Annotated in this window: 11 protein-coding genes; 8 read left to right on the top strand and 3 right to left on the bottom strand. The window is 66.2% G+C overall.

Features of this window, described 5'->3' with window-relative positions:
- Positions 1-52 precede the first annotated feature (52 nt).
- The gene (locus tag ETD86_RS31885; RefSeq protein WP_138670369.1) at positions 53-763 is read right to left on the bottom strand and encodes an ISL3 family transposase; all 711 of its coding nucleotides are present in this window, start codon (positions 761-763) and stop codon (positions 53-55) included.
- Between the two features lie 251 nt (positions 764-1,014).
- Positions 1,015-1,383: an SRPBCC family protein gene (locus ETD86_RS31880; RefSeq protein WP_138670368.1), complete on the bottom strand. Its 369-nt coding sequence runs from the start codon at positions 1,381-1,383 to the stop codon at positions 1,015-1,017.
- A gap of 198 nt (positions 1,384-1,581) precedes the next feature.
- Here ETD86_RS31880 and ETD86_RS31875 point away from each other — a divergent pair, with 198 nt between their 5' ends.
- From ETD86_RS31875 to ETD86_RS31840, 8 genes are all read left to right on the top strand, one after another.
- Positions 1,582-1,953, top strand: a complete 372-nt coding sequence (locus ETD86_RS31875; RefSeq protein WP_138670367.1) for a hypothetical protein — start codon at positions 1,582-1,584, stop codon at positions 1,951-1,953.
- Positions 1,954-2,276: 323 nt separating this feature from the next.
- Positions 2,277-3,515, top strand: a complete 1,239-nt coding sequence (locus ETD86_RS31870) for an extracellular solute-binding protein (RefSeq protein WP_170223383.1) — start codon at positions 2,277-2,279, stop codon at positions 3,513-3,515.
- A 90-nt stretch (positions 3,516-3,605) separates the two neighbouring features.
- Positions 3,606-4,544 carry a carbohydrate ABC transporter permease gene (locus tag ETD86_RS31865; protein WP_138670365.1) on the top strand — a complete coding sequence of 313 codons (939 nt, stop codon included), beginning with the start codon at positions 3,606-3,608 and terminating at the stop codon, positions 4,542-4,544.
- Positions 4,541-5,440 (top strand): carbohydrate ABC transporter permease, encoded by a 900-nt coding sequence (locus ETD86_RS31860; RefSeq protein WP_138670364.1) that lies wholly within the window; start codon positions 4,541-4,543, stop codon positions 5,438-5,440. The genes ETD86_RS31865 and ETD86_RS31860 overlap by 4 nt, the downstream gene beginning before the upstream one ends.
- A 121-nt stretch (positions 5,441-5,561) precedes the next feature.
- Entirely contained in the window at positions 5,562-6,977 is a 1,416-nt protein-coding gene (locus tag ETD86_RS31855) for a GH39 family glycosyl hydrolase (protein WP_211370446.1), read from the top strand.
- Positions 6,974-8,149, top strand: a complete 1,176-nt coding sequence (dgoD, locus tag ETD86_RS31850; RefSeq protein WP_138670362.1) for a galactonate dehydratase — start codon at positions 6,974-6,976, stop codon at positions 8,147-8,149. The genes ETD86_RS31855 and dgoD overlap by 4 nt, the downstream gene beginning before the upstream one ends.
- On the top strand, positions 8,146-8,928 hold the full coding sequence (locus tag ETD86_RS31845; protein WP_138670361.1) for an SDR family NAD(P)-dependent oxidoreductase: 783 nt from the start codon (positions 8,146-8,148) through the stop codon (positions 8,926-8,928). The genes dgoD and ETD86_RS31845 overlap by 4 nt, the downstream gene beginning before the upstream one ends.
- Positions 8,929-8,976: 48 nt before the next feature.
- Positions 8,977-9,984 carry a LacI family DNA-binding transcriptional regulator gene (locus ETD86_RS31840; protein ID WP_138670360.1) on the top strand — a complete coding sequence of 336 codons (1,008 nt, stop codon included), beginning with the start codon at positions 8,977-8,979 and terminating at the stop codon, positions 9,982-9,984.
- 353 nt (positions 9,985-10,337) lie between these two features.
- Here the strand turns inward: ETD86_RS31840 and ETD86_RS31835 are convergent, their stop codons facing one another.
- Positions 10,338-12,287: a DUF7507 domain-containing protein gene (locus tag ETD86_RS31835; protein WP_170223382.1), complete on the bottom strand. Its 1,950-nt coding sequence runs from the start codon at positions 12,285-12,287 to the stop codon at positions 10,338-10,340.
- Between the last annotated feature and the right edge of the window lie 225 nt (positions 12,288-12,512).

Here is a 12,512-nt window from a genome sequence, read left to right as displayed (position 1 = left end):
GGGGCCGCTTGCCACCTTCCCCGGCACCTCCCGGATCAGGCTGCCCCCAGCTTCACCGCCCTGCTGCGACAGGACAGCGGCGAAGGTCTCTCACCTCCACTCGATCAATCAGCGCCTCACGGCGCACGCGCCACAGGTGCCACCGATCTACCACCTGCCGAGGCTGCGGCGCCCCGGCGCGGGCGGCCTCGGCGTAGGCCTTGGCCCTGTCACGGCTGATGATCTCGATCTCAGGGTGGGTAGCCAGCCATGCGGCCACCGGATCGGCTTCTCGGCCCTGGAGTACTTCAATCGGACGTCGTGCCTCCAGGTCCACCACAATCGTGGCGTAGCTGGTGCGCTTGCGCAGCGAGAAATCATCGATCGCGACCACCCGGGCCGTCTCCACCTGCGGATCCGGCGCAGCCCGCACCAGCCGTAACAGCGTGTCCTTGGCCACCGGAAGCCCTAGCAGATGCGCCAGCCGGGCTCCAGCACGGGCGGCCAGGCGTACGGCGATGGCGCTCAGCATCGTCCGCAGCAGCCCGGTGAACCGCGCATGTGGACTGGTCAGCCCGGCTACCTGTTCAGCGAACGTCACCACCGGACAAGCAACGTTCAAACACTTGAACCGGCGCACCATCATCGCCAGCACCGTCGTGACCCCGCCCAACGCGGCATCGAACAGGCGGCGAACATAGCGACCGTGCACCCGGCCGGAGCTGGTTCCACAGCGCGGACAGATACCCTCCGCTGCGCGGACACGCACGTGCAGCGTGACCATGTCCACCGCGTGTTCGACGTTCTCGACGACGATCCCGGCCAGGTGCGGGAGAAGCTCTTCGACACACTTCGGACACGATCAACTACTGAACCGTTCCACGTCACAAGATCAGCGACAGAGCCAGTAGACGTGCAGAGATGATCAGCGCGTCAGTCGCAGTGACGAGTCGTTTGAACGGGAAGTCTTGCCCGGGGTGGTGCTGATCATTTTGGGAGCGGCTCCGAGGTGCTCCTCCCCGGCGATGCGCCCGTTTACGACTGGGCGGCCGCACTGGGTGGCCGGGACCCGAGATGGCGCGCGATCTCCTCCTCCCACGACTGCAGGAAGGTCGGATAGCGCTCGGCGAACTCGTGCAGAGGCCCCTGGCCCTCTGGCGTGAGTGCGGTCAGAGCGTACGTGACCCGTACCGTGCTGCCGCCCCGGCCATCCACGTCCACCTCGACGGTGACGGTCCCGGCCCGGGAACCGGGTGTGACCCTGGCGTACGAGACGCGCCGTCCTGGCTCGCGCTCGACCACCACCCAGATGGTCCGCTCGCTGTGCGCGCCGGTTTCGAAGACCGTGCCAGGGGCGGAGTCGTCATTGGTCTTCACCGGGAAACGGGGCTGCCACCCGGCCACCCACTGCTCCTCGCCGCGCGGTCTTCCTAGTTCCTATCTGGTGTCGAGCCTTCCTGCCCACAGGGCGGGCCGCAAGACTTTCCAATGTCACGGATCAACCAGCCGAAGTCAGGCCACCTCCACTCGGGTCCGTGCCACCAGGGCAAAGTAGCTCTACGTGAGCGCCGCTACGATGTGTGCTCGCAGAAATGACCAGTTGTGCGAGACCACCGAGCCCCACCCACTGGCCCGTATCGGCCCACGTCGCAGCTGCTGTCCGGCCCGTTGGCCGGGATCTATGGCCCCAACGGACTGGGCGCGATGCTGTTCGCGGTGCTGTTCGCGGTGCTGGCCGTGGCCGCCCAACTCGATCGCGACTATCCGCGACAAGACCGTCGAAGGCCGGCAGCCGCCGCCGCCCGCGGCAACCATGGCGGCCGTCCTCGCGTGATCGACGACGACATGCTCACCTTCGCCCTCGCGCTGCGCGACAAAGGCGTCCCCATCCCCGCCATCGCGGCCAAGCTCGCCATCACGACCAGGGGTAGCTGCCGCTACCTTGCGGCTCGCCGTAGCTGTGGTGCGACATGAGGTCGCTAGCGCTGCCCCGCTTGGGCCTCTTCTCCTTGCCGGCCATGCTCACCACCACACCGGAACTCCCGGCGAAGTCGATGGCCGCGCCTGACGTGCACGAGCGCCGCCGCCATACCGTCGCATATTTCCCGCTTGTTACGGCTTGACCGAGATTCACTGGCCGCACTAGCGTGTACGCCCATAAGAAAACCGGTTTTCCGCCGGCCGTTACCGGAGGAGTCGACTGACAGGGAGCTAATGTGGCAATACAGCGATCTATGCGGTGGGCGACTCCGCGTAACCGGCTCCTCGCAAGGCTTGCGCTTGCGATGAGTGTGGTGATGTTCGCGACCGCCTGCGGTGGCGGAAGCGGCGCGTCGGCCAATGAGGCGCGTGTCACGGTGTGGACGTGGAGCAACGAGGCCATGAACGCCTTCAAGAAGGCGGGCATCATCGAGGCGTTTGAAAGGGCTCACCCAGGCATCCACGTCGAGGTGGTAGCTCAGCTCGACAAGAACTACGAGACCCTGCTCACCACCGGACTCGCCGGATCCGAAAGCCCGGACATCGTGGCGCTGCGCTCCTATGGCGTCCTGTCCAGCTTCGCCGACAGCGGCAGCATCGTGCCACTCGACGACGTCGTCAAGGACTGGACCGGTTTCAGCAAGCCGGCGCTGGCGGGCGCTAAGGGCAAGGCGGACGGGAAGCTCTATGCCGTGCCGCAAGGCATCCAGACCGCGCAGGTGTACTACAACAAGAAGATCTTCGCCGAACTCGGCCTTGGGGTGCCCACAAGCTGGGACGAGTTCATCGCGGCCGCTCAGAAGATCAAGGATTCCGGTGTCGCCCCTGTCGTCATCCCGGGATCCGTGGCGGCACAGATCTCGCTGGCCGCCGAGGTTTTCGGCAACGCGCGGCGCGGAGCCGGCGATTTCGAGCAAGCCTTCATCGAGGGCAAGAAAACCCTCGCCGATCCAGACAACGTGGCCGCCGTCGGCTTGATGGAGCAGATCAAGCCGTACCTCGTCGACAACGTCACCTCGGTCACGCTAGACGAGGCGGTAACCCTGTTCGCGACCGGCCGGGCGGCCATGTTCCCGTCAGGCGCCTGGCAGGTCACCACGTTCGCGAACCTTGGTGCGGAGATCGATTACGGCACCTTCGACATGCCGGTCAACGCGGACTGGCCCGCGAAGGCGGTCACCGTCAGCTATGCCGACGGCGGGTGGGCCCTGGCCAAGCGCAGCACGCACCCCAAGGAGGCCGCCGTGCTGCTCAATTGGCTCGCCGGCGCCGAGTTCGCCAATCTGTACGCCAATGCCATGGGCACCATCCCCGCCCGGGACGGGGTGACGCTCAAGAACGCACAGCTGGCCGAGATGTACAAGCGCTACCAGTCCAAGCCGTCGACCTACCTCGGCGCGGCCTACCTGCGCTACGGCACGCCGTCGGGCACAGATCTCATGGGAGAACAGGTTCAGAAGATCTGGCTCGGTCAGACCACATCCGACCGTGCGGCCAAGAGCGTTCAGACCGGCGTCGACGCTTGGTTCCGTCCGGCCGACTTCCAGCACGGATAGGAGATCTGGTCCCGCTGCGTGTGACGCGCCCGGACCGGCCGGTGCGCTCGCTCGCCGGTCCGGGTTCCCGCCCATTCCAGGAGCCACCCCATGGCACAGAAGATCAAGTACGCCTCCAATGTGCAGCGTGCGCCGGCAGTCGTCGTCGTCCTGTTCATCCTTCCGGCGTTCGCGTTGTTCGCGGCCGTCCTGCTCTACCCGATGGCGAGCGCGCTGGGCTACTCGCTGTTCGAGTGGCGGGGCGGAGCGAATCTCGTGCGCTTCAACTGGTTCGAGAATTTCGTGGTCTTGTTCACCGAGCAGCCGTACGTCGAGCAGATGCCCCGCGCCTTCCTGCACAACATCGCGATCTTCGCGGGGACGCTCGTGCTGCAGAATTCCCTCGGGTTGTTCCTGGCGGTGCAACTGCACAAGCTCGGACGTATGCGCCGGCTGTTCCAGGTGCTCTACACGACCCCCTACCTGGTGAGTCCCCTCGTTGTGGGGTATCTGTGGACGTTGCTCCTCTCGCCCAGCTTCGGCCCGGTCAATGCCGCTCTCGAATGGCTCGGGCTCGAGTCGCTCGCGGTGTCGTGGCTTGGTGAGCCGACGACGGCCCTGCCGGTGCTCATCCTCGTGAGCGTGTGGCAGTGGATCGGGTTCCCGGTGCTGCTCTATGGCGCGGCGCTCGGGGCGATCCCGCCCGAGCTGAGCGATGCCGCGAGCGTCGACGGCGCCGACGGCTGGAGACGCTTCCGCCATGTCACGCTGCCCTTGCTCACCCCGGTGATCGGAACGGTGTCGATCCTCACCTTCATCGGTGGGATGGAGACGTTCACACTCCCGTACGCCTTCGGTGGCGCGACGGGCTCGCCAGCCGGCGCCACAGACGTGCTGAGCCTGCTCTTCTTCCGTGTCTCGTTCCAGTCGGGAGCGAGCAATGCGCTTGGCGTCTCCTCAGCGCTTGCGACGTTGCTCTTCCTGTTCATTCTGGGCGGTGCGCTCCTTGGCCGACGCATGATCCGCGCGCAGGAGGAGAGGCTTTCATGAACGACACGACACTCACGCTGGACTCTGTCGAACGTGCCCCCTCCGGGCCACCGGCCGCGGCTCGCAGTCGGCGGCGCAGGAGGAGCCCGCAGGCCGTGGTCATCACCACCGTACTTTGGCTGTATGCCGCGGTGTGCGTCCTGCCCCTGCTCACGATGATCTTCAACTCCTTCCGCACCCACTTGCAGATCGCGACCGATCCGTGGCCCCTTCCCACCGACCCGACGGTCGAGAACTATGTGAGCGCGTGGGCGGAGGCGTCCTTCGGCCGGTACGCGTTGAATTCGATCCTGATCACGGTCTGTTCGGTTGCGATCTCCACGGCCGTATCGCTGCCCGCGGCGTACGCCATAGCCAGATGGCGCTTCCGGGGTCGCGGCGCGTTGGAAGGGCTCTTCATGTCCGGGTTGCTCATCCCGTTCATGCTGGCCATCCTGCCGATGTTCTATCTGATGGACGGGCTGCGGCTCATCGATTCGCCACTGAGCCTCATCCTCATCTACTCGGCCAACGGCATCCCGTTCACCGTCTTCGTCCTCGTCTCGTTCTTCCGGCAGTTGCCCGGCGAACTGGAGGAGGCGGCCTTCCTCGACGGCGGCAACCACTTCACGGTCTTCCTCCGGATCATGGTGCCGCTCGTACGGCCGGCCATCGCGACGGTGGTGGTCTTCCGGTTCGTGCCGATCTGGAATGACTTCCTGATGCCGCTGGTCATGCTCCGTTCCCGCGACAACTACACGCTCGGCGTCGGGCTCACGACCTTCTTCGGCGAGTACCAGAACGACTGGGCATCGCTGTTCGCGGGGCTCGTCATCACGACGCTGCCCCTGCTCGTCCTGTTCATCCTCGCGACCCGGCAGATCATCCAGGGTCTTACCGCTGGTATCGGCAAGTAGCCGGCTCACTGCACAAAGGACATCGAAGATCCCCATGACGACACCAGCCGCGCACATCGAGAGTCAAGATGTCGCGACACTCATACGCGCCCAGCTCCCACTGCTGAACGGGGTCCGCCCCGTGGGTCATGTCGAGAATTCCCGGCCTACGGCCGCGATCTCCTCTTCCAGGCTCGGCATCGGTTTCGAGACCCTCGATCGCAGGATGTTCACCGCCGAGCAGGTGTATCCGCACCTGTCGCGGCTCGGGGCGAAATGGGCGCGTGTACAGACCGGCTGGGGCCGGTGCGAGACCGAGCCGGGCAGGTACGACTTCACCTGGCTCGACGGCATCGTGGACAATCTCGCCGCGGCCGGCGTCGAGACGATGTTCAGCGTCACCTTCGGCAATGCGCTGTACATGCCGGACGTCCCGCACGAGTCCGCGGTCGGCTACGTACCGATCTACTACGAGGGCGCGCTCTCTGCCTGGACGAGGTTCGTCCGCGCCCTGGCGAAACGCTATCGCGGCAGGGTGACGCACTGGGAGGTGTGGAACGAGCCGAACATCCCCCAGTTCTGGCAGCCTCGGCAGGTCAGCGGGCGCGACTACGCGCAGCTCGTCCGGGTTACCGCGCAGGCCGTGCGGGCCGAGATCCCGGATGCCACGATCATCGGAGGCGCCACATCGCTCGCCGATCCCGCCTTTCTCGTGGACGCGCTGCGGGGCGGGCTCGCGGAGTCGATCGACGCCTTCTCGTTCCACCCGTACCAGATGGTGCCGGAGCACAACCTGCAGAATATGCACGACGTGCTGCGCCGCATCCTTGACGAGCACTCACCAGGCAGGCGCATCGCCCTGTACCAGGGCGAGAACGGCTGTCCCTCGCAGCTCGCGGGCCACCATGACGACTGGCTCGGCATGTACACCATGGATCAGGTCGTGCAGGCGAAGTGGATCGCCCGTAGGTTCCTGGTCGACCTCAAAGTCGGCTTCGACAAGATCTTCTACTTCCACGCGGTCGATCTCGTAGAGCGTCCTTATCGCCAGGCCGGCGACCAGATCAACGAGCCGGTGATGATGGGCCTGATTCATGGAGGGAGCTACGAGCCGAAGTACTCGTTCGAGGTCGCGCGCCGGGTGTGCCACCTCTTCGACGACCGGACGCTACGTACCGAGCTCATGTGCCTGTTCACCGAGCGAGATCCCTCGTCACCGCAGCGGTCGACCCTCATGGCCGCGCCATATGTCGCCACGTTCGAGCGCGATGGCGCCCCTCTGTTCGTCTACTGGCTTGCCGAAGATCCGCAACAGCGGACGGCGCAGGCGACGATCGACGTCGAGCTGTGGTGGGACGAGCGGCTGAGCATGGACCATCCCGTCCTGCTCGACGTGCTCACCGGCGAGATCTACGCGGTCGAACAGCCGGCGGATTTCTTCCAGACGGACTGGCGCTCGCGCGGAACCAAGTACCGGCTTCCGCTGACGGACTATCCGCTCGTCTTCACCGATGCGTCGGTCGTCGCCGAGCTCGGCGCGAAGTGGCGGGACCGATGAAGCTGCGGTCGCTGACCACCTACATCTGCGACGCTTACCGCACCAACTGGGTCTTCGTGAAGCTTCAGACCGATGAGGGGATCGAGGGCTGGGGCGAGGCGACGCTCGAATATCGCGAGCACACGGTCGAGGCGGCACTGCGGGTGTTGGAGAACGGGCTGACCGGGCGGGGGCTCGGCAACATTCAGGGCTGGTGGCAGGACGCCTACCGTGACGCCTACTGGCGCGGTGGCCCTGTGCTGACGAGTGCGCTGTCAGCCATCGAGATGGCACTGTGGGACATCAAGGGCAAGGCACTGGGGGTGCCCGTCTACGACTTGCTCGGCGGCAAGCTGCGATCCTCCGTCGAGTGTTATGCCAACGGCTGGTTCGCCGGTGCCAAGCGCCCGGAAGAGTTTGCTGAAAAGGCACGGGAGACGGTCGAGTGGGGCTACCGCGCGCTCAAGTGGGATCCCTTCGGATCGGCGTTCCGGACCTTGTCGCCCTCGGCGTTGCGCACCGCGATGACAGTCGTCGAGGCCGTGGCCGAGGCGGTTGACGGCAAGGCCGACATCATCGTCGAGGCGCACGGCCGCTTCGAACTGCCGGCGGCGACGCAGATCGCCGGAGCCCTCGAGCAGATCGGAGTGTTGTGGCTGGAGGAGCCGCTCATCCCAGGAAACTTGGCGAACTACGCCGCGTTGAAGGAACGCACCTCGACACCGATCTCGCTTGGCGAGCGGCTCTACACACGCTGGGACTTCCGGGAGGTCTTCGACCGCCGCTGTGCCGACGTCGTGCAGCCGGACGTCTCCCACGTCGGCGGCATCTGGGAGGCGCGCACGATCGCATCGCTGGCCGAGCTGTGGCAGGTCTCCTTCGCCCCGCACAACCCCTCAGGCCCGGTCGCGAACGCGGCGACCCTGCAGCTCGCCGCCTGCACGCCCAACTTCACCTATCTGGAGACCATGGCGACCGACGTGCCGTGGCGTGCCGAGATCGCCTGCGAGGACGCGGACGTCACCAACGGTCTCGCCCGGATACCCGAGCGGCCTGGCCTGGGCGTACAAATCGACCCGGACGCGATCTCCCGGTACCCCTACGTCCGCCACGACCTGCGGCACTACTCCGGCGCCCTCACTGAGATCCGCCCCGACACCGAGGTAGCGCTGCACATGAGGGAGAGCCAATGAGCGCGGAAGCAGATCACGAGCCGTCGCGGATCGCCCTCGTCACGGGTGCGAGCCACAACCTCGGCCTGGCCATCGCCAGGCAACTCGCGTGCGATGGAGCCGCCGTCGTCGTCCACGGAATCGACGAGGCGGTCGCGGCCGCAGCGGCGGCCCGGATCGGCGCCGAGGTCCCGGACACTGAGATCCATTCGATCGGCTTCGACCTTTCCGACCCCCAAGCGATCGAGGCCGGCTTCGCCGTGCTAGCCGAACGCGGACTGGCGCCGGGAATCCTGATCAACAACGCTGCGCACCTGGGTGTCAGCGATGACGATGTGCTGGAGGAGGACCCGCGCTTCTTCCGCCAGGTGTTCGAAGTCAACGTCTTCGCCATGCACCTGTGCTCCGTACTCGCCGCCCGGCACATGGCGCGCGCCGGCCGAGGTGTGATCGTGAACATCTCCTCGCTCGCCGGGGAACGGGCCATTCACCGAAGGGCCGCCTACAACGCCAGCAAGGCAGCCGTCGACGGACTCACCCGCAGCATGGCGATCGACCTGGCACCGCTGGGCATCCGCGTCAACGCCATCGCTCCCGGCTATGTCTGGAGCAGCCGCTGGAACCTGCTCAGCGATGAGGAGACGGCGAACCGGCGAGCACGCATTCCGGCGGGCGAACCGACGGCACAGGAGGAGATCGCAAAGCTGGTCGGCTTCCTGGCCACCGATCACGCACCCACGCTCACCGGTGCCCGGATCGTCATCGACGGCGGCATCGATGCCCAGCAAACCCCGCTCTAGGCTAACCTTCGAAATGATCCGTCCGCCGGTCTGTGGAGGAGAAAGCCGGTGAAGGGAGTTCAGCCCGAACGGGTACGTCTCGTTGACATCGCCACCGCCGCCGAGGTGACCAAGAGCATCGTTTCGCGGGTGCTGAACGGCGACCCGACGGTGGCGGTACGTCCCGAGACACGTCAGCGAATCCTCCAACTGGCACAGGACCTTGGCTACCAGCCACACGCCGGCGCTCGTGCACTGGCGAAGTCGCGGACCATGGCGCTGGCTCTGATCGCACCCTCCATCGACAACCCTCCGTACATCACCATCGCGCGCGGCGCCTACCGCCGCGCCGCCGAGCACGGCTACCTGGCACTGCTCGCCGAAGACTTCGACGAGCAACCGGCCGAACGCTCGTTCATCAACGGCGGCCGCGTCGATGGGCTGCTCATGGGCTCCGCCGTTCCCGGCCATCCGCTCGTGGCGTACCTACGGGAATCGTCATTTCCCCATGTGTTCGTCAACCGCGCCGTCGCCGGCTCCGGGCGCAACGTCACCATGAATGTCGTGCGGGCCAGCGAGCTTGCCGTTGAGCATCTCGCCGACCTCGGGCATCGGCGTATCGCCCACCTGGCAGGCCCGGCGGAGGTGGAGGCGAGCTCGGACCGGCTCGCCGGGTTCGAGCGTGCGCTCAATGCACGGCATCTTCCGTCGCTCCCCGTGCTGTTCGGAGACTTCACCGAAGCGACGGGCTTCGCCTCCGCCGAGACCTTGCTCGGGGCGGAGCCGACCGCGATCTTCACCAGCTCGCCCGGTCAGGCGATCGGAGTCATCCGATTCCTGACCAACGTGGGCATCCGCGTCCCCGAGCAGATCTCGGTGATCGCCTATGGTGACTTCCCGGCGGCCGGCTTCAGCGTGCCCGCCGTTACCACGATCGCATTGCCCCTCCTGGAGCTGGGCGCCGCCGCCGTCGATGAGCTCGTCTCGCAACTCCACGGAACGCCCCCTCGCGACCTGGTGATCCCCCAGAAACCGCGCCTGCTCGTACGGGAGTCGACTGGACCAGCGCCCGCCTGAACGGAAGTGCGCCTGCCGGAGACCTCATCCACGCGGTTCAAGCGGCATTCGAGTATTCGCGGAGGACCCCTGTGGGTGCCGAAGATTGCGCCATCGCTCTGACCAAGCACTTCCATCGACTCTTCGGTCACCACCTGAGCGACCGCTCAAATGTGGTTGAGCAAACGCCTTATGTACTTGAGCGATTGCTCAAATCGGGGCACTGCCTGGAGTGCCCCGATGAGACTCGGCGCCAATCTGGAGTTCACCTTCAGCCTGGGCCTGGACCTATCGTGGTCGCGGACCGGCCGGGCGAATTAGGCGGCACGGATGCTCTCCGCAGGGCGCCGCCCCAGGTTGCTGAGGCGGTTCTCCTACCCATCGGCACCTTCCCAGTCGCCGGGACGATCAGGAGAGTCGGTGCCCCACATTCGGGTCTTTTGCACGATCGCAAAGTGTCCGTTCTCAGAGTTCTCGTGCAGAATGACAGACCTCTCGTTGGCAAAGGGGCCGTCCGGGGTGACCGAGCTCCACTCCGATTTCGTGCTTTGGTGAGGCGTCCAGGGGTGGTGCGGCTTCTTTCCCGGCGAGCTGTGGTGCGGCTCCAGCACCACCTCGATGGTTGCCGTGGCAGGGGCGGAGGCCAGGTCTCCGGCTCTGGCCACGGCGGTGTTGGTGATGGTCCGGCGGCAGTCGTCCCGCTTGCACGTCGTCTTGCCATCCGTGCGTTCCTGCACTGTGAACGTCCCCGTGCAGGTCGTGACGGCGCCCGGGTCCAGGGTCGTGGCCTGGCAACTGATGCCCTGTGCGTGGGTGTCCTCGATCCGCAGGTCGTTCACCGTGCTGCCTGAGTTGTTTCTGACCACGTAGCGATAGGTGACCGTGTCTCCTGGCTGGTACGGGCGCGAGTTATCGACGCTCTTGTCCAGTTCGAGCGGTCCCACGTCGTCGACTTCCGCGACCTGGATCGTGACCTGTGACTCCGGCGAGGTGACCTCGTTCGTATCCGCCATGCCGGTCGCGGTGGCGGTGTTGGTGATCGAGCCGCGTGCGGCGTCCTCGGGTGTGACGGTGTAGGAGCCGCGGCAGGTGATCGTGTCGCCGACGTCCAAGGTGGTCCGCGGGCAGGTGATCTCGTCGACCAGGTTGTCGTTCACGGCGAGGTCGGTGACGTTCATGTTGCCGCTATTGGTAACCCTGTATGCGTAGGGCACCGTGGTGCCCGCTGTCACCGGGTCGGGCAGCTGGGCGTTGTCGGAGATTCGCTTGACGAGGGTCAATTCCGGGCGCTCCGCGATCGGGCGGACGACGACGTTGCGGATCAGGTGCACGTCGGTGAACAGGCCGGTGGAGGCCGCGAACCCGAACTTGTACGTCGAGGGGACCGGCGTGGGCGCAGGCGTGGACAGCACCTGCTGCATGCCGTTGCCGTCGTTGAAGTCGATCGAGACGGTCAGCACGGGGTCCGGTGCGGGGGTGACCCGCACGTTCACCGTACGGCGCGACGGTTCGAGCAGTTGCTGCGCCTGCTGGGGGGTGACGTCGTCAGGTAGCGTCGTCGTGGGGCCATGGAGCTCGCCCGGCAACGTCGAGGGCCACGGCCCCGTGGTGGTGAAGTTGCTCGTGGTGGCAGTCCGGAAGCAGTAGCCTTCCGTTCCGTTCCCCGGCCCGCGCACCGTCACCATGTTGGCGCCCGGAGCCGGAATGCGGAATTGTGTACCGGCGGGTGAACGCTCGGCGCAGCCGAGGCCTCGCTGCTCCCAGTCCCCGAAGTAGTTGCCGAGGACGTCCAGGCCGACGCCGACGTAGCCCTGGTTGACTCCGGGCTCGAACGCGTTCGCGGGATTGTCGTCGGGCAGTTTCTGCGCGTAGCCGAGGCTGCCGCCGAAGGCGCCCGGCCGGGTGAGCGTGGCGGCGCCGTCGATGAGGAAGAAGGAGATGCCGTCGGCCGGTACTTGGGAGGTGCTGCCGTACTGCCACTGTTCGAAGGTCACCGCCAGGCCCTGCTCGGCCGGGATCGCCTCCCCGTACAGGACGGCTCCCGCCTGGTCGTTGTCGGCGCTGGTCAGCTGGAGGTAGCCGTACGGCGCCGCTCCGGTCGGCGGTACGGGCCCCGCGGCGTCCTGCGGGCATCCTGTGAGGGCGTGGCCGCCCGGCCCGGCAGGGGCGGCTGCCGGCGCCCCGGTCAGGCAGGCGGATCCCACGGCCAGGAACTGCGGAATCGCGGTGGCCCCGGTGAAGTCCTCCTCGACCAGCGGCACTGGCTGCGCCGCGGCCGGCTGGGCCGGTAGCAGTGCGGCCGCCAACATGCCCAGAAGCGCCACGCCGGACATGGCCCACTGTTTCAGGCTGGGTTCGATGATTCTCGATCGAGAGATAGCAGATCGTGTCGTCACAGACACCCAACGTAGGCGCGTGCACTCACGTATTGATTGACCGACATGGCAAACGATTCACCATATGCCGGACCTGGACAAGGCGCCGGCGGCGAGCGTTCATTCTGCTACTTCTAGCGTTTGACGAGCGGATCAGGCCGTGTGGAAGGGCGC

The organism is Nonomuraea turkmeniaca (genome assembly GCF_005889735.1).
Lineage (GTDB): Bacteria > Actinomycetota > Actinomycetes > Streptosporangiales > Streptosporangiaceae > Nonomuraea > Nonomuraea turkmeniaca.
Note: the sequence above shows the minus strand (reverse complement) of the source record. Positions and strands in the feature narration are given on the sequence as shown.